The sequence below is a fragment of the Sinimarinibacterium thermocellulolyticum genome, from assembly GCF_040327995.1.
Taxonomy (GTDB): Bacteria; Pseudomonadota; Gammaproteobacteria; order Nevskiales; family Nevskiaceae; genus Solimonas; species Solimonas thermocellulolyticum.
The window spans coordinates 94,423-115,180 of record NZ_JBEPIJ010000002.1; the positions used below are offsets into that span (position 1 = coordinate 94,423).

Here is a 20,758-nt window from a genome sequence, read left to right on the forward strand (position 1 = left end):
CCGCGAAACGGCTCAGTTGACGACGCGCACGGCTTCGCCGTCGCGCAGATAGGCGGCGCCGTCGGTGACCACCTGCGCGCCGGCGGGCAGCGGTTCGGCCAGCGCCGCGCGCGTGCCGGACACGAAGGCCACCGGCACGCGGCGTCCGGCAACGGCGCCGGTATCGGCGTCGTAGACGAACAGCAGCATCGCCTCGCCGCTGCCTTCGACCAGCGCCGACAGGGGCACGTAGCTGAGCTGCGCCTGGCCGTTGCCGACCGCGATCTCGGCGCGGCCGATCATGCCGGCGGCAAAGCGCGCGTCGCCGGCGTCGAAGCCGATCTCGACCGGGAAGGTGCCGCTGCGCGGATCGGCGGCGCCGCCGAGCAGGCTCACGCGACCGGCGAACGCACGACCGGGATGGGCGTCGAAGCGCAGCGTCGCCGCATCGCCGTCGCGCAGGCGCACGAAATCGCGATCGGGCACGCCAAGCCTGAGCGTCCAGCCGTCACCGCCGCGGCTGACCTCGAGGATCGGCTGTCCCGGTGCGACCAGCTCGCGCGGCTCGGCGAGCCGGCGTAGCACGCGACCGTCGGCCGGCGCGACGATCTCGGCGTAGCGGCGGTTGTACTCGGCGGCATCGAGCTGCGCGCGCGCGACTGCGGCGGCGGTTTCGAGCGCGTCGAGCTGCTCCTGCGTCAGCACATCGTCTGCGAACAGGCCGCGGCCGCGCTCGAGATCGCGTTGCGCCTTGTCGAAGGCGGCGCGCGCCTGCGCCACCGCGGCGTCGATCTCAGTGGTTTCGAGGCGCGCAAGGCGCTCTCCGGCGCGCACGGTGTCGCCGGCCTGCACCGTGATCTCGCGGATCACACCAGCGGTCTTGAACGCGAGCCGCGATTCAGCGGCCGCCGCGACCACGCCGGTGGCGACCACCGGCGGCTGCGCCGGACCGGATTCGACCGCGGCGACGCGAACCGCGCGCAGCGGTGCTGTTTCGGTGCTTTCGGTCGCTGCCGGTGAGCACGCGGCCAGCGACGCCGCCATGACCAGCAGCACGACTGGAAGCTCAAAACTGGAAACTGCAAACCGCTTCGTCATGATTTACTCCGGAGTGCCGGCGACGGCCGCCGCGGGCAAGGGATAACTGGCGCTGGCCAGTTCCAGCTCGGCTGCACGATCGAGCGCGGTGCAGCGCGCGATGGCGACGTTCAGGCGCGCCTCGGTCAGCGCGCGCTGGGCGTCGAGGAACTCGATCTGCGCGAGGCTCGCCGCCGCACGCTTGCGTTCGGCGATGCGGAACACTTCCTCGGCGGCGGCAAGCCGCGCCTCGGCGGCGTCGATCGCGCGGCGCGCGGTGTCGAGCTGGGCCTCGGCGCTCCAGCGCGCGAGGTCGAGCTGATGATCGAGGTCGCGGCGCTGCGCGCGCAGTTGCTCGGCTTCGGCGCTCGCGGCGAGCGCCTCGGCGCGGCGCTGGCCGAAGTCGAACAGCGACCAGTTGAGCAGCAGCGACACGGTGCCGAAATCATCCTCGGCCTCGACGCGGTAGCGCTCGCCCTGGATGCCGTAGTCGGCGGCCAGCGCCAGCGTCGGCGCACGCGCCGCGCGCGCGGCCCGCACGCCGGCATCGGCGGCGTCGATGGCGCGGTCGAGCTGGCGCAGTTCCGGGCGTGCGCGGGCAGGCGCCAGGGTGTCGGGACGCGGCAGCGCCGAAGGCGCGGGCAGGCTCAGCGGTGCGTCGGCGGGGCGGTCGCGCAGGATGTTCAGACGCCGCCTTGCCTGCTCGGCGAGCACCGCGGCCTCGTCGCGGCGCTGCTGCACGGCGAGGCGCTCGGCCTCGGCGCGCAGCACGCGATCGCGGGTGGCCTTGCCGGCCTCGACCAGCGCCTGCGACACCCGCACATCCTCGGCGAGCAGTGCCACGCTGGCATCGAGAATGCGCTCGGCGGCTTCGGCCTGAATCGCGCCGTAGTAAGCGCGCTTGACCTCGCGCACCAGCACGCGCGCGAACGCTTCGTGCTCGGCGACGCGTGCGCCGTGCCGCGCCGCCTGCGCCTCGGCATTCGCCCACAGCGCCGGCGCGTACAGCGGCGCGGTCAGTCTGAGCTTGGTTTCCTGCTCGGTCTTTCGCAGCAGCGCGATGGACTGGTTCTCGATCTGCGGAAACACCGGTGGCTCGCCGCGCTCGGCGAGGAAGCGGTTGAGCGTCGCGTAGACGCCGTTGAGCAGATCGCCGGTCGGAATGTCGATCGTGCGGCCGCCCGAGGCCGCCGTGTAGCGGGCATCGAGCGCGAGGCTCGGCAGGCGCCGTGCGCGCGCGGCGGCGGCGGTCTGGGCACTCTCGCGTGCCGCGGCGTCGCGCGCCTGCAGCGCCGGGTTGGCCGCTAGGGCCTCGGCGACGTAGCGCTCCAGCAGCTCGTCGGCATGCGCTGGCAGCGCCAGCAGGCCGACCACGATGGCGATCAGGCGGGCAGGTTTCACGCGTGCTTCTCCGCAACGGGGCGCAGGCCGCGCGCCGCGAGCGCCATCGCATACTCGACGAAGCGCTCGGTGCCGATGCCGATGCGCGCGAAGAAATGGCGCTTGGTGCGCGCGAGCTGGATCAGGCCGTGGGTGAAGGCCCACAGCGACAGCGCGCTGAGTAGCGGATGTTCGAGGTCCGCGCGGATCGAGCCGTCGCGCATGCCGCGCTCGATGCATGCGACCGTGACCATGTGCACGGCGAGCCCGCAGTCCATCACCGTCTGCTCGATCGAATCCGGCGCGACCTCTTCCGGCGGATGCGCTTCGAGTCGCGTCAGCGCCTGGAAGTAGCACGGAAACTCGTCGGCGTAGGCGAAGTAGCTGCGCCCGAGTGCGAGCACCTGGTCGTGGCCGCTGGTGTGCTGCGCGGCGGCGGCGAGGAAGCGCTCGCGCAGCAGCGTCAGCGCACGCGCGCAGATCGCCAGATGCAGCTCGGCCTTGTTCTTGAAGTACAGATAGACCAGCGCGCGCGAGACGCGCGCCTGGCGGGCGACGTCCTCCATCTTGGCCGCGTCGAAACCGGATTCGGTGAAGACGCGCTCGGCGGCGTCGATGATGGCCTCGCGGCGCTGCTCCTTTTCCTCCTCGCGGCGCCGGATCAAATCGTGCTTGGGTTCGCTCATGGGGCGCCAGTCTGACACTGTGTCAGTGATTAGACAAGTGTCTAAAGTCGGCCGTCGAGACGCACGCGGACCCGCCGTGGCCCGTGCGTGCGCAGCCTTGAGTCGCTGCCCCGCCTGGATCGCGCCGCCGGGCGCTGCGCTCAGCCGCTGGCGAGCTCGCCGCTTGCCGCGGGCGCGGTGGCGCGCGACCAGCGGTTGGCGCGCGTGAACGAGCCGAAGTCGTTGAAGCGCACGCCCATCTCGCGCATCACCGCGTGCGCCTGCGGGGCCGTCCACTGGCGGATGTAGAACGGCTCCTTGACCACGAAGTGGTGGATCGCGTGGGTCGAGCCGAAGTTGAAGCAGAAGAGCTGGAACGGCACCAGCCACCACGGGTTGAGTACCTGGGTCTGCTGGATGACGTTGTCCGGCTCGACGTCGCCGTAGTAGTGCATGTTGCTGCTGACGAAGTGCAGGCAGAAGCTGCGCAGCACGTTGGGACCGATCCAGACGACGACCAGCGGATCGAGCCACTGCATGCGCGCCAGCGTGGCCGCCGACCAGGCGATCTCGCCGCCGGCGAGCGCGGCGACGGCGTTGGCGCCGTGGTAGCCGAGGAAGGCATACCACAGGCCCCAGCACGCCCAACCGAGCGGGAAGTAGGCGATCGGGCCACCGATCAGCAGCAGCAGGCGATGCTTGCGGTCCTTGGCCTGCGGCACGCGCAGCAGCAGCGCCAGCGTCGCGTCGGCGAGCATCAGCAGACGCGCGAGCCCCCAGGGCCGGCCGTTGGTGATGCCGCGCTCTTCGGCGTCCTTCTCGGTACCGGAGTACTTGTGGTGGCGCAAATGCAGCCTGCGCCGGATCCACGGATTGATCGTGCTCGGCCGCGCCAGCCACACCAGCGCCATCATCAGGTGATGCAGCAGCGGCTGCTTGCGAAAGTACATCCAGTGGATCAGGTCGTGCTCCAGCTCGTGCGTGAACGAGGCGAAGATCGCCACCACCGGCAGGCAGATCCACCAGGCGATGTGTCCGGCGAGATACAGCCACGCGGTGCCGGCCATGCCGGCGAGCGACACCAGCAGGATGCTCATGCCGATCGCGTTCTGATGCTTGAGCCAGGGATGGCGCTCTCGCAGCTCGGCGCCGGCCTTCAGCACCACGGCCTTGATGTGTTCGGTCTTCTGCGCGTCGCTCATCGTGCTCGCCGCAGGATTTGCCAGAGGGGTCGGGCTCACCGCATGCTCCTCGCAGGACATACCCATGAATCACGCGCAGCGTACGCACAGCCGGGGCCGCTGCGCCTGACCGAAGCCGCCAAGTAGTTGACCGATGCCGCCAACCACGGCTACCGCGCTGACGAGCTGGGCCAGAGCGATCCGCAAGGCCCTCGACGCCACGGGGCAGGACAGCGCGCGCCTGTTCGCCGAGGCCGGGCTCGATCCGGCGCTGTTGTCCGATCCCGACGCGCGCTATCCGGTGGCGAGAACCACGCGGCTGTGGCGGCTCGCCGTCGCCGCCACCGGCGACGATGCCTTCGGACTCACCGTTGCCCGCCACGTCGGCCAGACCACGTTTCACGCGCTGGGCTATGCCTTGAGCGCGAGCGCAACGCTGCATGAGGCCTTCGAGCGGGTGCTGCGCTACTTCGCCGTTGTCAGCGATGTCGCCGAGCTCGGCTTCGAGCAGACGCCGCAGGGCTGGCGTTTTTCGATCCGCGCCGCGGCTACGGCGGTGCCGCCCGCGGACGAGGCCATCGACGCCTTCATGGCGCTGATCGTGCGTCTGTGCCGCGGCCTGCTCGGCCGCCGCGAGTTCGCGCCGCATCTGCTGCGCCTGCGCCGCGCCGAGCCGCGCAACCGTGCCGCCTTCGACAAGTTGTTCCGCGCGCCGCTGCAATTCGGCGCGGACGAGAACGCGCTGTATCTAGACGCCAAGGTGCTGCGTGAGCCGCTCGACGGCGCGCATGCGGAGCTGGCGCGGCACAACGACGAGATCGTGCAGCGCTACCTGCAGCGGCTGCAGCGCGACGACATCGTCGCGCGCGTGCGTTACGCGATCACCGACCTTCTGCCGCGCGGCGAACCCGGCGCCGCCGCGGTCGCGGCGGCGCTGCATCTGTCGGAGCGCAGCCTGCAACGCCGGCTCGCCGAGGCCGGCACCCGCTACGGCGAGGTGCTGCGCGACACCCGGCATACGCTCGCGCGCAGCTATCTCGCCGATCCGCGCGCGAGCATCGGCGAGATCGCCTGGCTGCTCGGCTTTTCCGATCCGTCCAGCTTCACCCGCGCGTTCCGCCGCTGGGAGGGGCGCTCGCCGACCGCTTATCGCGCGCGGCCGTGAGCACGTCACCGGGGCTTCACACCCTGGTCCGGCTTTTGCAAGATTTTCGTGACGAGCCGATTCGGCCCGCGACGGAGTCATCGTATGCACGCGCCGGATTTCGCCCAGTTGGGCACGCCGCCGTTCGACGAGAAGGACCTGCGTTTCCTGTTCGAGCACTTTCCGGTGCCCGGCATCGACCCGGCGCAGGCGGTGCAGCTCGTAAACGAGCGGCCGAACACGCTCGAATCCCTGCTCGAAAGCGATTACGTGTTCGACGCGATCCGCGACCAGCAGACGATGTGGCTCGAAGTCTCGCCGCAGTTGTTCTTCGACGTCCTACTGCGCCGCGCGCTGCCCGGCCGTCGTCACGCGCAGGAGCGCCAGACCATCCACTACCTTGCCCATCTGCTCGGGCTGTTCACCCGTACCGAGCGTCTGTATTCGGTGCAGCCGGACGAGGAGCGGCGCTTCCAGTACCTGGTCGACCTCGTCGCCGAGGCGGCGCAGGCCGGCCCGGAGCGCGGCTTCGTCGTGCACTCGCACATCGGCAACTACGCGCTGTATCTCGCCGGGCTGTGCCGCGACTGGATCGACGCGCGCCACCGCTACAAGCGCCGTCCGGTCGATCTCGAGTACTACTGCCGCATGGGTAGCTCATACTACTTCACCGCTTCACGCCACCGCATGGCCGAGGTGCTGGGAGTGCGCGAGGTGTTCCGCGACCTTGCGCAGCGCTTCCATTACTACCGCGACGGCCTGGAGCGCATGCACGCGGACTTCGTGCGCCATTGAGTCCCCACCGCGTTGCTAGTTTCGCGGTTCTGTGTGCGCGGCGCGCCACTGCGCCGGGGTTTGTCCGGTCCAGCGCTTGAACGCGCGCTGGAACGCGCTCTGCTCGGAGTAGCCGAGCAGCAAGGCGATGTCGGCGAGATCGAGGCTGGCGTCGGCGAGGTGGCGCTCGGCGAGTTCGCGGCGCACCTGCTCGACCAGTGCGCTGAAGCGCAGGCCCTCGGCCTGCAGGCGTCGCTGCAGGCTGCGCGAGGACAGCGCCAGCGCAGCGGCCACCGCATCGAGCTCCACCGGCGGCTGGCGCAGCCGCCGCGCGATCTGTGCACGCAGCCGCGTCAGCCAATCGTCGCCGCGCGGCAGCGCGCGCAACTGCTGATCGGCCAGCCGCTGCATCAGCTCGCGCATCGCCGGGTCCGGCTGGATCAAGGGCGCATCGAGCGCGTCGATGGGCAGCACGACGCGATAGCAGGCCTGGGCGAAGCGCAGCGGACAGCCGAGGATGCGGGTGTGCTCGCGCGTGTCGGCTGGCGCGGCATACATCACGTCGATGCGAAGCGGCTTGGCCCATGCGCCGGCCATCCAGCGGGCGAACGTCACCAGGCCGGCCAGGTTGAACTCGGCGAGCTGGCGATACGGCCCGTCGGTGCCCGGGTTCCAGCTCAGCGTGCAGGTCTGCTCGTCGCGCTTGAGGCCGACGCCGCCCAGATCGATGACCAAGGCCTGGTAGCGGCGCAGCGCATCGAGCGCCTCGCCGAGGCGCTCGCAGTTCATCGCGACGAAGCCGAGCGCGCCGTAATGGCCGGGCCGGACCTGTTCGCCGACGTGCAGGCCGAGCGCATCATCCTCGAGCAGCGCGGCGGCGCGGTCGAACAGCGCGGCGCCGAGTGCCTCCGGCACGCGTGCATCGCGATCGGAAGGGTCGAACGGCAAGGCCGCGCGCAGCGCATCGAGCGCAAGGCCACGCGCGCGGGCGTAGTCGAGCAGGGCGTGCAGATAGCCGACGGCGACGGTGTTGGCGCGAGCGGTCATGCGGCTTGGCGTGCGGTGTCAGGACCTTTCGACCGGGACGCGTGCAAGATGCCATGATCCGAAGATCCACCGCGAGGCTTGCCGATGCTGCAGGACTTCATCCACGCCGTGCATGCACTGCTCGGGCCCAACGTCGACTGGAAGCAGGTGGTGCTGACCGGCATGGCGCCGATCTTCCTGCTCGCGTTCGCGATCGAGTATCAGGTGCTGCGCCGGCGCGCGCACAGGCCGCTGCCACGTTGGCGCGACGTCGCCACCAATCTGGGCCTGGGCGCCAGCTACCAGGTCGCCGAGTTCATCGTGCATGCGCTGGTCAGCGGCGCGATCATCCTGTGGATCTACCAGCACCGGCTGTTCGACGTGCCGGTGAATGCGTGGACCATCGTGCCGATATTCGTCGCCGTGGAGTTCTGCTACTACTGGTTCCATCGCGCGAGCCACCGCATCCGCTGGTTCTGGAGCGCGCACGTCGTGCATCACTCCGAGGAGCAGATGAACTTCACGACCGCGCTGCGCCAGAGCATGCTCTACTCGATCACCGGCTGGTGGCTGTTCTTCATGCCGCTGGTGTGGCTGGGCGTGCCGCCCGGCGTGGTGTTCTTTCTGTATGCCTGCGATCTGGCCTACCAGTACTTCGTGCATACCGAGGCGATCGGCAAGCTGCCGCGCTGGTTCGAATACGTGTTCGACACGCCCAGCAACCACCGTGCCCATCACGGCCGCAACCCGAAATACATCGACAAGAACTACGGCGGCGTGCTGATCATCTTCGACCGCTGGTTCGGCACCTATGTGGAAGAAGACGAACCGGTCGACTACGGCATTCCGCGCCAGATTCGCTCGAACAACATCTGGACGCTGAACGTGCACGAGTTCGTGCAGATGTGGCGCGACGTGCTGCGGCCCGGCCCGCTCTGGCAGCGCCTCAAGCACCTGTGGGGGCCGCCGGAGTGGTCGCGACCGGCTGAAGTCGCGGCGACGCCTTCGCTTCAGTCCTGACCGGGCGCGTCCGCGCCGATTTCACGCATCAGGTTCTCCTGCACGACGCTGGCGACCAGGCGGCCCTGGCGATCGAAAATCAGCCCGCGGGACAGGCCGCGCGCGCCCTGTGCGGTCGGCGAGTCCATCGCGTACAGCAGCCAGTCGTCGACGCGCATGTCGCGGTGGAACCACAGCGCGTGGTCGATGCTGGCGATGATCATGTCCTCGGCGTACCAGGTGCGGCCGTGCGGACGTACCGCGGTCGACAGCAGGTTGAAGTCCGAGGCGTAGGCCAGCACGCAGCGGTGCAACATCGGGTTGTCCGGCAGCTTGCCGGCCGCGCGAAACCAGATGTGCTGCTGCGGCGGCCGCACCTCGGGCTTGAGCGGGTTCCACGGCTCCACTGGCTTGAACTCGATCGCCAGCTCGCGCGTCATCGCATGGAACACGCGGTCCGACACCTCCGGGACCGACTGCAGCCAGTCGTCGTGCAACTCGCGAGAACTGCGCAGCTTCTCCGGCGGCGGCACCTGTGGCATCGGCAACTGGTGTTCGAGCCCCGCCTCCTCGCGCTGGAAAGAGACGATCATGGTCAGGATCGGCTGGCCGTTCTGGATCGCCTGCACGCGCCGCGTCGTGAACGTGCGGCCGTCGCGCACGCGGTCCACCTCGTAGACGATCGGCAAGCTCATGTCGCCCGGTCGCAGAAAGTAGGCATGCAACGAATGCGGTACGCCGAAGCCGATCGTGCGGCTGGCGCCGACCAGGGCCTGGCCGATGACCTGACCGCCGAACACGCTCTTGCCGCCGAGGTCGCGCGACTGTCCGCGAAACAGATTGACCTCGAGATTCTCGAGGTCGAGTAGATTGACCAGATCCTGCAGAATGCGATTCATGACCACGTGCAGCCGAAAAAACGCGCAAAGACTACCGGATCGGCGCGGGCTTGGCGCCACTCGGCGCCGGGCGGGCGCTGGCGTCGGATGAACTGCCGCAGCGGCTGCGGCGCCTGCTGCATCGCGCCGTCGATCTCCTCGCCGATTCCCGGCATGGCCGATGGCAAACCGGCCGGCGTGCGCTGTGTGCAGCTCGACGACGATCTGCGCTGCCGGCTGTTCGGCGATCCGCGACGCCCGGTGGTGTGTTCGAGCCTGCGCGCCAGCGTCGAGATGTGCGGCGCCTCACGTGAACAGGCGCTGCAGCGGCTGACGCGGCTGGAACGGCTCACGCGGCCGCGGCAGCCGTAAAGCAGCCGGCCGGCCCCGTCCGGCATCCACTCGTGGTGCGCCCAACGTCGGAGCCGGCGCGGATGCGCCGCGGGACCGGGACTCGACTCTGCGCGCGCGTTTCTCCCCGCCCAGGCTCCCGGTTCATCGGTTTGAGGGAGGCGCGCGCATCGTCGGGCCGGGAGCATGGGGCTTCGATCGAGGAGCAAGAGATGCGATTGACGCGCCGCCGTACCATCGCCTTCGGCCTCGTGCTCGCCTGGTGCGTGCAGGCCGTGCCGGCCCATGTCGCCGGCGAGGACAAAACCTGCATGGGCGCCGAGCGTGCGGCCAGCGAGGCCGGCGTCGCCGCCTACGCTGGACAGTGGATCGGCACGTGGCCGGGCATGAAGCGCGAGCACGGCTATGAACCCGGGCCGTATGCGGACGAAAAGCCGCTGTTCGTCATCACCGCGCAGAACCTCGCACAACACGAGGACCGGCTGACGCCCGGGCAGAAGGCCCTGTTCCGCCAGTATCCCAACACTTTCCGCATGCGGGTGTACCCGAGTCATCGCGACTTTGGCGTGCCCGACTGGGCCTGCGCGGTCGCGCGGCACAACGCGCAACATGCGCGGCTGATCGACGACGGCCATGGCGTGGACGGCCAGGGCGGCGCGCCGGCGTTTCCGCTGCCGCGCAACGGCCTGGAGGCGATCTGGTCGGCCAAGACCACTTATCGCGCCTGGACCGAGCAGGTGGTGGCGGACATCGCCTACGTCTATCCCGGCGACAAGATCGCCTGGGGGCGCTACGCGCTGCGTTCGATGAGCATGATGAACCGTCCGGATGCAGTCCCGCGGCCCGCGCTGACCGAGAGGATCGCGGCGTATTTCTTCGCCAGCTACCTGCTGCCCGAGCGCGACCGCGGGCTGACCTCGGTGGGCGTGCAGTTCAATCATTACGGTGAGGGCTCGACCCAGGCCTGGCAGTACCAGCCGGGCACGCGCCGCGTGCGCCAGGCGCCGGAGGTCGGTTACGACTACCCGGTGCCGCCGGGCGGGCTGCATACCTCCGACGAGGACTCGGGTTTCAACGGCGCGCCCGATCGCTACGACTGGACGCTGCTCGGCAAGCGCGAGATCTACGTGCCTTATCACAACTTCCGCATCAACGATCCGGCGCTGCGTTACGCCGAGCTCTTGACGCCGGACACGCTCAATCCCGAGTACGTCCGCTACGAGCTGCACCGCGTCTGGGTGGTCGAGGCGCATCTGAAGCCGGGCATGCGCCATATCTATGCGCGGCGCACGATCTACATCGATGAGGATAGCTGGCAGATCCTCACCGCCGACCACTACGACAACCACGGCGCGCTGTGGCGCGTGCCGATGATCCTGTACTTCTACTCGCAGGAATCCGCCTCGCATCACCGCGGCGTGCAGGTCTTCCACGATCTGACCGCCAAGGCCTATGCCGCCGTGAATCTGGTCAACGAGCGTCCGGCTGCGGACTGGTGGCGACTGAACCGGCCGATGGCGCCGGCGCAGTTCTCGCCGCAGGCGGCGGCACAGGCGGGGCGGTGAGCGATCCCCCGAATCATCCGTTTGAGTCAGGCAACGCGCGCGAGCGCGCCGCTATCGTCGATCTGCCCCTGCATCCGCGGCCCGAGAAAGCGCCACGAGTACCCGCCATGACCGCACCGACCGACCAAGCCTCAACGCCCAAGCCGACGCGCATCGCGCCCATCGTCACGCTCGACGCCAAGAGCTTCTGGGAAGCGGCGGATCAGGAGAAATTCATCGGCCAGAAGTGCGGCGACTGCGGCAAGTTCACGTTCCCGCCGCGGCCGATGTGCCCGCACTGCCACAGCCTCAACCGTCAGGACGTGGAGCTGTCCGGGCGCGGCACCGTGCATGCGTGGACCATTCCGCGGCATCCGCATCCGTTCGGTTTCAAGGAGTCGCCGATCGTTGCGGTGATCCAGCTCGAAGAGGGCATCCGCTTCGTTTCCAACGTCGTCGGCATCGGCTACGACGAGATCCGGCAGGACATGGAAGTGGAAGTCTGCTTCGAGCCGACGATGAACAATCACAAGGTGCCGGTGTTCCGGCCGCGCACCAAGTAAGGGAACGACCATGGCCCGCACCTTCACCGAAGCCGCGATCGCCGGCATCGGCCAGACCGAGTTTTCCAAGGCCTCCGGCCGCAGCGAGCTGCAGCTCGCCGCCGAGTGCTCGCTCGCCGCCTGCCGGGACGCCGGCATCTCGCCGCACGACATCGACGGCATGATCACCTTCACCATCGACAACAGCGATGAGATCAATCTCGCGCGCTGCCTCGGCGTGAAGGATCTTGCCTACACCACGCGCATTCCCGGCGGTGGTGCCGCGGCGGCGGCGACCATCTACCAGGCCATGGCGATGGTCAATGCCGGCCTGTGCAACTACGTGCTGATCTGGCGCGCGATGAACGAGCGCAGCCAGTACCGCTTCGGCCAGAACCCCAACCAGCAGATGATGAGCTACCAGTCCGGCAACGGCACCGGCTCGCTGCTGTGGTGCGTGCCCTTCGGCGCGATGACGCCGGCGAGTTGGGGCGCGCTGCAGGCGCAGCGCTACATGTACACCTACGGCGTCACCAACCGTGACCTCGGCTACATCTCGGTTCAGCAGCGCAAGTACGCGGCCAACAATCCGGCGGCATGGTTCTACGGCAAGCCGATCACGCTCGAAGATCACCAAAACTCCAAATGGATCCAGGAGCCGTGGCTGCGCATGCTCGATTGCTGTCAGGAGTCCGACGGCGGCGTCGCGATCCTCGTCACCAGCCTCGAGCGCGCACGCGATCTGAAGCAGAAGCCGGTGCGCATCCTCGGCGCCGCGCAGTCGATCCCGTACAACGTGGAAGTGATCTCCAACTACTACCACGACGATCTGACGGTGATGCCGGAAGCCCAGGGCGTGGCCAAGCGTCTGTGGAAGCAGACCGGCTTGCGTCCGAGCGACATCCAGGCGGCTATGCTCTACGACGCCTTCACGCCGCACGTGCTCTTGCAGCTCGAAGCCTATGGCTTCTGCAAGCGCGGTGAGGCGGCCGAATGGGTCAAGGCCGGCGGCATGGCCATAGACGGGCCGCTGCCGGTGAACACCCACGGCGGACTCATCGGCGAGGCCTACATCCACGGTCTGAACAGCATGGCCGAAGGCGTGCGCCAGATCCGCGGCACCTCGCCCAATCAGGTACAGCGCGTGCAAAACGTACTGGTTTCCTCGGGCATGGCCGGGGCGATTCTGGCGAAGGATTGAAGCGCGCCGTGAACGCGCTGCATCTGACACTCGACACCGGCGTTGCGCTGCCCGGCGAGCCGGTGCTGAAAATCGGCGCCTCGGTCTGGTGGCCTGGGCAGGTCACGCAAGTCACCACCCTGCTGCTGTGCCTGCCCGGCGGTAACATGAATCGCCGCTACTTCGATCTACGAGCGCCGGACGGCGACGACTCGTTCTCCTTCGCCGCGCAGATGAGCGCGCGCGGCTTCATCGTTGCTGCGCTCGATCACCTGGGCCTGGGCGACAGCAGCAAGCCGCGCGATGGTTGGCAACTGAGCGCCGAGGTGCTCGTGCAGGCCAACATCGACGCCACGGCGGAGCTGCTCGCACGAGTGCACCAAGGCCGGCTCCATCCGGATCTGCCCGCGCTGAGCGGTTTGCGCAGCATCGGCGTCGGCCACTCCATGGGCGCCATGCTGACCATCCTGCAGCAGCACGCCGCGCGCCAGCATGCGGCGGTCGTCCTGCTCGGGTTCTCGACACGCGGCCTGCCGGAGTACGCACCGCCCGCGGTCAAGGACGTGGCCGATCCGCTCGCCGTCAGGCCGCAGCTCGCCACAATCGCCAAGACCATGTTCGGCCAGCCGTACCCGCTGATTCACGGACAGGGCGCTGGCAACGAACGCGGCAGCAACGCCGAGCTGTTCGGCAGCAAGAAGGCCGACCCGCGCGGCATCGCCGCACTCAAGGCCGCCACCGACTGCCTGCTACCCATCCCTGCGGCCATGTCCATGATGCCGGGCAATGTCGCGCCCGAGGCGGCGGCGCTCGACGTGCCGGTGTTTCTCGGCATCGGCGAGCGCGACATGGTCGGCCCCGCCCATCGAGTGCCGGCCGCCTTCACCGGCAGCCACGACCTCACCCTATACATCCTCCCCGAAGCCGGTCACAGCCACTTCCTGTTCCCCGCGCGAACGCGACTCTTCAACCGTCTGAGTGCCTGGCTCCGCGCGCTGGACGGTGAACCGGCGCCGTCGATGCGCTGAGCCTGCCGACCGACGACGCGCACCCGCCGACAGGCCGCGCCGGCTTGACGCGAAAACAGGCCGGACGGCGTGTTCCTGCTATTACGACTTTGTCTTAAACGTGGTTGGTCGAGTCTGCGTTTCAACCAGGATCGCCAAGGGAGCCGCGCCAGGGATGGCGCGGCAGGTGGCTGCGCCATGGAAGGCTGGATGCGTGCGGGCGGGGAAGCAAGGCGCTTCAATGAGGCCGCGGCGATATCGCCGCGGAAACAGAATTGGGCGTAAGCCTTGCCGCGATGGCCGATGAGCTTCAATGAGGCCGCGGCGATATCGCCGCGGAAACCATCCGGCGCTTGCGGCACCGAACCGCATCGCGCCGCTTCAATGAGGCCGCGGCGATATCGCCGCGGAAACGCTACACCGTGGGGGCGACGCCGTACACGGTCGGCGAGCTTCAATGAGGCCGCGGCGATATCGCCGCGGAAACGCTACACCGTGGGGGCGACGCCGTACACGGTCGGCGAGCTTCAATGAGGCCGCGGCGATATCGCCGCGGAAACGAGGGCGACCAGTTCGAGGTCGAGCTCGGCCTCGAGCCGCTTCAATGAGGCCGCGGCGATATCGCCGCGGAAACCATCCGCGTCCTGCGCGCGGAGCTGCGCGATATCGAGCTTCAATGAGGCCGCGGCGATATCGCCGCGGAAACGGCTCTTTCGTCCCTTGCACGCGCGTATTGGTCGGGCTTCAATGAGGCCGCGGCGATATCGCCGCGGAAACCTGCGGGACTTCGATCTGCTCGGCCACGCCGATGCCGCTTCAATGAGGCCGCGGCGATATCGCCGCGGAAACTTGCCGACCGCGAGCAACGGGCGTTCAACAGCGCAGTGCTTCAATGAGGCCGCGGCGATATCGCCGCGGAAACACGGCATGCCTAACGCAAAGCGCAAGGTACGCCCCGCAGCTTCAATGAGGCCGCGGCGATATCGCCGCGGAAACACGCGGAACCGGGTCAGCGCAGGGCCGGCCAGATCGCCGCTTCAATGAGGCCGCGGCGATATCGCCGCGGAAACACGCCCGCCAGCGCGGCGAAGAGCGGGCCGAGAGGCAGGAGCTTCAATGAGGCCGCGGCGATATCGCCGCGGAAACACGATGCCGGCGCGCCGACCAGCGCGGCGCTGAACGTGGCGCTTCAATGAGGCCGCGGCGATATCGCCGCGGAAACACCGCGGACGAAGCGGCGCAGCGGTTCCAGGACTTCATCTTCAATGAGGCCGCGGCGATATCGCCGCGGAAACACGCAGATGCACTCCGGAGCAGCGCGCTGCTCTCGCCTCTTCAATGAGGCCGCGGCGATATCGCCGCGGAAACACTGACTGCGCTTAATCCTGTGGCCGATTTCGGCCTGGGCTTCAATGAGGCCGCGGCGATATCGCCGCGGAAACACTGGCGCGCGCAGACAAACGATCGCGCACCGCTTTCCGTCGCTTCAATGAGGCCGCGGCGATATCGCCGCGGAAACACGGCGATCGGCAAGGCGCTCAAGCGCGCGATCGAGCGCGCTTCAATGAGGCCGCGGCGATATCGCCGCGGAAACACGTCAAGAGCTTGACGGAAGGAGGCTGACATGACGCGGCTTCAATGAGGCCGCGGCGATATCGCCGCGGAAACACTGTCCACTCGCAAGCCTTTGTTGTCAAACCGGTGATCGACGGGTTTGCGAGCGCTGGGCCCCGGCGGCCGGGCGTGGCCGGTCAGAGGCCGGAGGCGTGTTGCCGAACTTACCGAAAATCGTCGCATTGTTAAAGACTTGCTGCGTCGCGAGCGCTGCCCGGTGAACCGAGCAGCGCTCGAGCGCTCGCGGAAATCGGGCACAACATCACACGATCACCGGCTCGCGTTTGACCGCCTCGAAGGCCTTGCCGAGGCTGGTCACACGCGGGGTCACGCCATCCGCGGGGCCGATGTCCAGAATGATCACGTGATCGTGCTGATGGTTCAGGATGCCGTCAAGCAACTGCACCATCTCGGCCTGGCGACGGCGCGACAGGCGGCATTGAAACACGGAAAGCTGCAGCCATTCGCCATAGCCATTCATGAGCTTGAACACACGGCGCCAGCGCTTGGGGTCGCGGATGTCGTAGGTGACGATGTACAGATGCTCGGTCATCGTGTCATCAGATTGGGGTTTTCCGGAATCTCACCAAGCAAATGGCGCCCGAGCAGTCGGGCCTGCACGTCGAGCAGGCGTCGGTAGCTGAGCTTGTAGCCGAACAGCGGGTGGGTGATTTCGTGCGACATGCGCCGCTCGATGGTGGCGAGAAAGCGCTTGCGGCCGGATTCGTCGAGATTGACGCTGCCGGCGGCGGCCACGAAGTCACCGGGCCGCACCTCGCCGTTGTTGATGGCCTGAATCACACTGGAATCCGCGATCAGCGGCCGGAACGGCTCCATCAGGTCGAGCGCCAGCGAGGGCCGTCCGTAACGCGGCTGGTGATAAAAGCCGCGATAGGGATCGAAACCCGAGGTGACGAGCGCGATGGTGCAGGCGCGGGTGAGCGTGGCATAGGCGAACGAGAGCAGCGCATTGACGGCGTCCGCCGGCGGCCGGCGGTTGCGCTTGTGGAAGTCGAACGCGAAGTTGGGCCCGCCCTGCTCGGATTTGATCAGATACGAGAAGCTGCCGAAATACGCCGCAGCGGCGTTGCCTTCGATGCCGAGCAGTTCGGCCTGCGACGCCGCACGGCGTGCGGCTTTCTCGGCGTGTTCGAGGGTGTCCAGCGCGGCCTGCGGCGCTTCTTCGCCACGCCAGTTCCGGCGCAAGAACACGCGCTGGTTGTGGATCTTGGCGGCCACCCAGCCCTTGGCGAGTCTGAGGCACACCTGCTCGTCGAAGCTCGCCCGGTATTGGGCCGTGCGCAGTTCCACGTTTTTGTGACCCATGCCCGCGGTGTAGCCAAGAAACCAGCCGCCGTAGCTTTGCCAGACGATCGGCACCTCGCGCCGCATGAGCTCGTGCAGCGTGGGCGTGGTGACGTAGACATTGCCTTGCAGCACGAGCTGCGAGATCTCGCCCAGCCGTGCCCGCGCCGCAGGCTCGTCGTCGATGCTGACCACGAGCGTCTCGCCGTCCTTGGAGACCTTGGCCTTGTTGGCCTGCACGTAGAGCGGAAGTGCCTCATCCAGCCCTACGGCCAACGGCCGCGGCGGGGTCTGCGCGCGATTGAGAAAATTGACCTCGTCCGGCAGGCAGATGCCCACCAGCGAACAGCGCGGGCACTTGGGCGAGTCCTCCAGCGGCGGCGGCACGCGGCCGCCGGCGGCGACGAGCCGCAGGCCGTTGATGGCGGAAAGTGTGCGCGAGATGAGTTCGTCATCGAAAACCACCGGCACCCGCTCGCGCGACTCGGCGTAATACAGCACGCCCTCGTCACACACATAGCCGTGCTCGCGCAGGATCAAGCCCTGCACGCAAAGCTGCACGCGCTCCGGGTCGTAAGCGCCGCGCGCCACGTGCGGCCGTTTGCCCTTCTTGTAGTCCACCGGCACGACGCGGCCGTCGTCGGCTTCGATCAGGTCCAGCTTGGCGATCAGGCCCAGGCGATTGGACGACAGCGTGATCGAGCGCGCGTGCAGGCGCTCGGTGTCTTCCAGCTCATCCGGCGGCGGCAGATCGCCCTTGGGTCGATCGACACGCCGATGCGCATGGCGACCCTGCACGGTGTCGTGCGAATCCGCCCACTCGCCCTGCACCCACTCCAGATACGCCAGGCGGGGACAGTATTCGTATTCATTGACCATGCGCGCGGGCAAGAGCGGCAGGTCGCCTGACAGTTCGGGGAAGGGTAGCGGCAGCTCGCGCTGGACTGACGCCTCGTCGGTCATGACGCTAGAGGGCCGAATCCGTGCGGGCGCGTGCCGTCATGGGGTGATGGGCAGCCCCAGGCGCTCGCGCAGGCGCCGAAAGATCGCCCCATCCACCGGCGGGTCCATCTCGCGGGCTTTGCGTTCCATGCTTTGCACGAGCGCTTCCACCTTCTCCGGGCCGTCGGCTTGCTGCATCGCCTGCAACGGCTTGCGTCCGCCGAGTGCCGGAATCTCTTGCTCGACCCAGTCCTCGTAGTGGCGGGCCATGTGCTCCGCGAGCAGGGCCTGGACTTGCGGCGACTCGCGCAGCGCCTGGCTTTCGGCACCACGTTGCGGCACCTCGCCCGAACGCGCGTCCTCGAACAAGCGCTCTACGGACTGGACTTCGGCGACGCGATACCGCGCGCGCGGGCCGAGTTTGTCTTCGACAATTCTGCGCAGCGCATCGGCGCGCTCGTGCGAGTTGACCTCGGCGATCATGCGCCGGCCTTCGATCCTGAGCGTGCCGAGAATCGTGTTGCTCCAGCCTTTGTTCTGGCGGTTGCCCGGCTTTTTCCAGATGATCGTCGCGCCCTGCAAGCGGCCGTCGGCATCGTAGATCGCGTCTTCCGGCGCCGTGGTGTCGTCCGCCTCGAAGTCCAGGCGCTTGAGCTCATCGTAGGTCTGCCGCGCGGACTCGATGTCGAACACCAGGCGCTGCGGCACGAGCTTTTCACCGTCCGTGTTGCGCAGCTCCGGCACGCGCGGATGCAGCAATTGATCGGTGAGATCCAGATACCGCTCGCGCAGCTCGACGTCGTACTCGCGCAGCCGCTCGCGCGGCGTGGCGCGCGAGCCTTGCTCCATCTTCTGCCGCAACGCGATCACGCCGATCTTGTGCAGCGGCGGAATCACCACCGGCCCGCAGGCCTCGAGGAGAGTCACGCCCTGCGCAACCGCGACTTGGCCGAACAGCAAGTCGCCGGTTTGAAAGAATTGCGAGGCCGAGCGCTCGCGCACGTCGTGCTCCTCGTCGGTGAAGACGTTGCGTAAGCGCAGCCTCTGCTCCGGCACCGCGTCGAGCACTTCGAAGAAACTCAAAGGGGAGTCCAGGCAGGATTGCACATACTCGCGCAGCAGCGGATCGAGCGTGCGCGCCTTGCGCTCCAAGAACGCGCGCGCCGGCGGCACCTGGTGCAGGCTTGTGTCCGCCACCGCGTTCTGCTCCGGGTCCGGCGCCCATTGAAAAAACAGCCAAGGCATGAACACGGTCATGTGCGGTGAAGCCGGATCGAAAGGCTTCTCATCCCAGAGCGTGAACTCGTCCCAAGCTTGCCCGATCGCACCTGGGCCGTAGACGTCTTTGACGAAGCGCAGCATCGTCGTGGCGAAGGCGGCCTCATCCTTCAGCCGGCGCAGGCGGCGCCACACCAGCTCGGCCGCATCGCCGTCGGCAGCGGATCGTGCTGCAGCCAGGCAGCAGTGCTTGTACTTCTTGCCGCTGCCGCAGGGGCAGGGATCGTTGCGGCCGGGGTTCATCGAATGGATTCCGGAATCTTCATTCTGGGTGGGATCAGTGTTGGCGTCCCTCGCCAACTTGGTTGAGCCAGGGTTCCCGCGTCAGAAACGCTTCAGGTTGCGTGACTTCGATGTTCCGCCGAGAACACGCCCAATCCAAAATGACAGCCGAAACCCAGGGCCAGCGGCCCTCGCACGGGTGCTTCGAACCGCAGCTCGATCATGCGCCCCAGCGTGTCCGGCTGGCTGAGCCCGCGCTTGTTGCGAAAGCGGTGGTAATGCACGGGCCGCAGGCGCCAACCGCCGAATGCGACGTCGGGCAATTCGCGAAAATCCACGAGCTCCGGCAGATTCTCCCCGCGCGCTCGCCATTCCTTGCGGAGTTGTGCGAGCAGGGCTTCGTGCAGTGCCTCCGGTGAGCGCGTCGCGGGCTTTTTGAGATACCAGGGGTGCAGCCAGGGGGTGAGGCTGTGCCAGACGGCGGATTCGCCGACGAGCGGTGTCAGCTTCTCGAACAGTTCCGCTGGGCCGCAGCCCTCCAGCATCAGACGCAGCGGTTTGTCCTCGCCATGTTGCAGGGTTTGCAAGGCCGTGAGAACGCGAACCGCCTCCGGCGTAAGGCCTGCGGGCGCGTGCACGAGCATGTGGGCCACCTCGCCGCGTTCGTTCGGCTCGGGCAGCCAGAAGGCGTGGCCGTGGCGGTTGTCCTCGCCGAGTTCGTGACCCGAGAGTTCAGCAGGAATGCGGTCCGGCCCGAGGAGTTTCCGTGCTCGCCCCATCGCGGCTTGGCGCAGCGCTTCGCCGATACGCACCGCGTCCTCGATCCGCGGCAGCGGCTTGCCGTAAAGCGTGAAGCGGGCGGTGGTGATGGTGTGCGCAGTCTTGCGCGCGACCTGTCGCGGTACCGCCCGGGTGGCCACCGTCTTCAGCGCATGCAGCGGCCGGCGGTAACTGACCCAGCGAGCGGCAGGCGGAAGGTTCCAGCCGGCTTTCTGGATACCCGACGTATCGAGGCTGAGCGCATCAAGCCAATCCTCGGGAAGGGTTGCGGTCACGGTCTTGGGCGGCTTCTTGCGAGCGCTGAGCTGCTCCGCACGAAACTTGCTGTATTGCTGCGGCGACAGCGGCTTGAGCAACCGCACGATTTCTCCAACTTCTCCGGTTTCGGTGTCCACGTCCTGTTCCGCGGGAACGCAGTTGCAGCCATCTGCCCACCTGACACGCTCGGCATGGACCCACGACTCGGCTCGGCCGAAGTAGCCGAGCACGTCGAGCAGCGCGTCGAGCAAATCTTGCTCATCATTTGAAAGTTCCAGCTCCGGCCAGGCGATGACGACGGGATCATCAGGACGCAAACGTACGAAGGCGTCGAAGATCATGGTGCGCTTGTCGCCCTTGGTGGGCATGTAATGCCGCGTGTGCGCGTAAATCACGTCCTCGGGCAGGCGGAAGCTTGGCGCCGGCGCCTCGGCGATGCGTGCCAGCAGGGATTTGAGCCGTTCCCGCGGATAACGATCCGAATCGAGCTTGCGATGCCAGGTGGCGATCAGCGCGCGCACCAACCGCCAGGGATCTGGCGGCCAGGCGACATCCGCTTCGTTGACGTGCCGGCCCCATGGCGTAGCGTGATAGCGGCCGGCAGGGAAAGTGAGAGCTACCGCGAGCATGAC

The 20,758-nt window shown here is 67.8% G+C and carries 18 protein-coding genes and 1 CRISPR repeat array; of the genes, 8 read left to right on the forward strand and 10 right to left on the reverse strand.

Annotated elements, in window-relative coordinates; genetic code table 11:
- Positions 1-12: 12 nt before the first annotated feature.
- The 4 genes from ABSH63_RS02270 to ABSH63_RS02285 form a co-directional block, all read right to left on the reverse strand.
- On the reverse strand, positions 13-1,035 hold the full coding sequence (locus ABSH63_RS02270) for an efflux RND transporter periplasmic adaptor subunit (protein ID WP_352887066.1): 1,023 nt from the start codon (positions 1,033-1,035) through the stop codon (positions 13-15).
- A 45-nt stretch (positions 1,036-1,080) separates the two neighbouring features.
- Positions 1,081-2,457 carry a TolC family protein gene (locus tag ABSH63_RS02275; protein ID WP_352887068.1) on the reverse strand — a complete coding sequence of 459 codons (1,377 nt, stop codon included), beginning with the start codon at positions 2,455-2,457 and terminating at the stop codon, positions 1,081-1,083.
- The gene (locus tag ABSH63_RS02280) at positions 2,454-3,122 is read right to left on the reverse strand and encodes a TetR/AcrR family transcriptional regulator (protein WP_352887069.1); all 669 of its coding nucleotides are present in this window, start codon (positions 3,120-3,122) and stop codon (positions 2,454-2,456) included. Before ABSH63_RS02280 ends, ABSH63_RS02275 begins: the two co-directional genes overlap by 4 nt.
- Before the next feature lie 140 nt (positions 3,123-3,262).
- Entirely contained in the window at positions 3,263-4,303 is a 1,041-nt protein-coding gene (locus ABSH63_RS02285; RefSeq protein ID WP_352887374.1) for a fatty acid desaturase, read from the reverse strand.
- Positions 4,304-4,436: 133 nt separating this feature from the next.
- On the opposite strand from ABSH63_RS02285, the gene qhpR reads away from it, so the two are divergent.
- The gene (gene qhpR, locus ABSH63_RS02290) at positions 4,437-5,447 is read left to right on the forward strand and encodes an AraC-like transcriptional regulator QhpR (RefSeq protein ID WP_352887071.1); all 1,011 of its coding nucleotides are present in this window, start codon (positions 4,437-4,439) and stop codon (positions 5,445-5,447) included.
- Between the two features lie 84 nt (positions 5,448-5,531).
- Positions 5,532-6,221, forward strand: coding sequence for a hypothetical protein (locus ABSH63_RS02295; RefSeq protein ID WP_352887072.1), 690 nt, complete (start codon positions 5,532-5,534; stop codon positions 6,219-6,221).
- A 15-nt stretch (positions 6,222-6,236) separates the two neighbouring features.
- On the opposite strand, the gene ABSH63_RS02300 is transcribed toward ABSH63_RS02295, so the two are convergent.
- Positions 6,237-7,247 (reverse strand): AraC family transcriptional regulator, encoded by a 1,011-nt coding sequence (locus tag ABSH63_RS02300; protein ID WP_352887074.1) that lies wholly within the window; start codon positions 7,245-7,247, stop codon positions 6,237-6,239.
- A gap of 84 nt (positions 7,248-7,331) precedes the next feature.
- Between ABSH63_RS02300 and ABSH63_RS02305 the strand changes: the two genes are divergently transcribed.
- Positions 7,332-8,246 (forward strand): sterol desaturase family protein, encoded by a 915-nt coding sequence (locus ABSH63_RS02305; RefSeq protein ID WP_352887076.1) that lies wholly within the window; start codon positions 7,332-7,334, stop codon positions 8,244-8,246.
- On the opposite strand, the gene tesB is transcribed toward ABSH63_RS02305, so the two are convergent.
- The gene (gene tesB / locus ABSH63_RS02310) at positions 8,237-9,124 is read right to left on the reverse strand and encodes an acyl-CoA thioesterase II (protein WP_352887078.1); all 888 of its coding nucleotides are present in this window, start codon (positions 9,122-9,124) and stop codon (positions 8,237-8,239) included. The genes ABSH63_RS02305 and tesB overlap by 10 nt on opposite strands.
- A gap of 87 nt (positions 9,125-9,211) precedes the next feature.
- Here tesB and ABSH63_RS02315 point away from each other — a divergent pair, with 87 nt between their 5' ends.
- The 5 genes from ABSH63_RS02315 (at position 9,212) to ABSH63_RS02335 (ending at position 13,748) form a co-directional block, all read left to right on the forward strand.
- The gene (locus tag ABSH63_RS02315) at positions 9,212-9,475 is read left to right on the forward strand and encodes a YkgJ family cysteine cluster protein (RefSeq protein WP_352887079.1); all 264 of its coding nucleotides are present in this window, start codon (positions 9,212-9,214) and stop codon (positions 9,473-9,475) included.
- 191 nt (positions 9,476-9,666) lie between these two features.
- Positions 9,667-11,019, forward strand: coding sequence for a DUF1329 domain-containing protein (locus ABSH63_RS02320; protein WP_352887081.1), 1,353 nt, complete (start codon positions 9,667-9,669; stop codon positions 11,017-11,019).
- Positions 11,020-11,126: 107 nt separating this feature from the next.
- The gene (locus ABSH63_RS02325) at positions 11,127-11,561 is read left to right on the forward strand and encodes a Zn-ribbon domain-containing OB-fold protein (protein WP_352887082.1); all 435 of its coding nucleotides are present in this window, start codon (positions 11,127-11,129) and stop codon (positions 11,559-11,561) included.
- A 10-nt stretch (positions 11,562-11,571) separates the two neighbouring features.
- Positions 11,572-12,741, forward strand: coding sequence for a thiolase C-terminal domain-containing protein (locus ABSH63_RS02330; protein ID WP_352887085.1), 1,170 nt, complete (start codon positions 11,572-11,574; stop codon positions 12,739-12,741).
- A gap of 8 nt (positions 12,742-12,749) precedes the next feature.
- Positions 12,750-13,748 (forward strand): alpha/beta hydrolase, encoded by a 999-nt coding sequence (locus tag ABSH63_RS02335; protein WP_352887087.1) that lies wholly within the window; start codon positions 12,750-12,752, stop codon positions 13,746-13,748.
- A 214-nt stretch (positions 13,749-13,962) separates the two neighbouring features.
- Positions 13,963-15,395: direct repeats of the CRISPR family, unit length 36 nt; unit sequence GCTTCAATGAGGCCGCGGCGATATCGCCGCGGAAAC.
- A gap of 208 nt (positions 15,396-15,603) precedes the next feature.
- Here ABSH63_RS02335 and cas2 read toward each other — a convergent pair.
- From cas2 to csb2, 4 genes are all read right to left on the reverse strand, one after another.
- Positions 15,604-15,894 (reverse strand): CRISPR-associated endonuclease Cas2, encoded by a 291-nt coding sequence (cas2, locus tag ABSH63_RS02340; protein WP_352887089.1) that lies wholly within the window; start codon positions 15,892-15,894, stop codon positions 15,604-15,606.
- On the reverse strand, positions 15,891-17,609 hold the full coding sequence (cas4g/cas1g, locus tag ABSH63_RS02345) for a CRISPR-associated endonuclease Cas4g/Cas1g (protein ID WP_352887092.1): 1,719 nt from the start codon (positions 17,607-17,609) through the stop codon (positions 15,891-15,893). Before cas4g/cas1g ends, cas2 begins: the two co-directional genes overlap by 4 nt.
- Before the next feature lie 36 nt (positions 17,610-17,645).
- Complete coding sequence (locus ABSH63_RS02350) at positions 17,646-19,109, reverse strand: YecA family protein (RefSeq protein ID WP_352887094.1); 1,464 nt, start codon at positions 19,107-19,109, stop codon at positions 17,646-17,648.
- Positions 19,110-19,201: 92 nt separating this feature from the next.
- Complete coding sequence (csb2, locus tag ABSH63_RS02355) at positions 19,202-20,755, reverse strand: type I-G CRISPR-associated protein Csb2 (protein WP_352887097.1); 1,554 nt, start codon at positions 20,753-20,755, stop codon at positions 19,202-19,204.
- Positions 20,756-20,758 lie beyond the last annotated feature (3 nt).

Coding starts and splice junctions, on each gene's coding strand:
- ABSH63_RS02280 (WP_352887069.1), bottom strand. CDS start 3,122: ATGAGCGAACCCAAGCACGATTTGATCCGGCGCCGCGAGGAGGAAAAG.
- ABSH63_RS02285 (WP_352887374.1), bottom strand. CDS start 4,303: ATGAGCGACGCGCAGAAGACCGAACACATCAAGGCCGTGGTGCTGAAG.
- qhpR (WP_352887071.1), top strand. CDS start 4,437: ATGCCGCCAACCACGGCTACCGCGCTGACGAGCTGGGCCAGAGCGATC.
- ABSH63_RS02295 (WP_352887072.1), top strand. CDS start 5,532: ATGCACGCGCCGGATTTCGCCCAGTTGGGCACGCCGCCGTTCGACGAG.
- ABSH63_RS02300 (WP_352887074.1), bottom strand. CDS start 7,247: ATGACCGCTCGCGCCAACACCGTCGCCGTCGGCTATCTGCACGCCCTG.
- ABSH63_RS02305 (WP_352887076.1), top strand. CDS start 7,332: ATGCTGCAGGACTTCATCCACGCCGTGCATGCACTGCTCGGGCCCAAC.
- tesB (WP_352887078.1), bottom strand. CDS start 9,124: ATGAATCGCATTCTGCAGGATCTGGTCAATCTACTCGACCTCGAGAAT.
- ABSH63_RS02315 (WP_352887079.1), top strand. CDS start 9,212: ATGAACTGCCGCAGCGGCTGCGGCGCCTGCTGCATCGCGCCGTCGATC.
- ABSH63_RS02320 (WP_352887081.1), top strand. CDS start 9,667: ATGCGATTGACGCGCCGCCGTACCATCGCCTTCGGCCTCGTGCTCGCC.
- ABSH63_RS02325 (WP_352887082.1), top strand. CDS start 11,127: ATGACCGCACCGACCGACCAAGCCTCAACGCCCAAGCCGACGCGCATC.
- ABSH63_RS02330 (WP_352887085.1), top strand. CDS start 11,572: ATGGCCCGCACCTTCACCGAAGCCGCGATCGCCGGCATCGGCCAGACC.
- cas2 (WP_352887089.1), bottom strand. CDS start 15,894: ATGACCGAGCATCTGTACATCGTCACCTACGACATCCGCGACCCCAAG.
- cas4g/cas1g (WP_352887092.1), bottom strand. CDS start 17,609: ATGACCGACGAGGCGTCAGTCCAGCGCGAGCTGCCGCTACCCTTCCCC.
- ABSH63_RS02350 (WP_352887094.1), bottom strand. CDS start 19,109: ATGAACCCCGGCCGCAACGATCCCTGCCCCTGCGGCAGCGGCAAGAAG.
- csb2 (WP_352887097.1), bottom strand. CDS start 20,755: ATGCTCGCGGTAGCTCTCACTTTCCCTGCCGGCCGCTATCACGCTACG.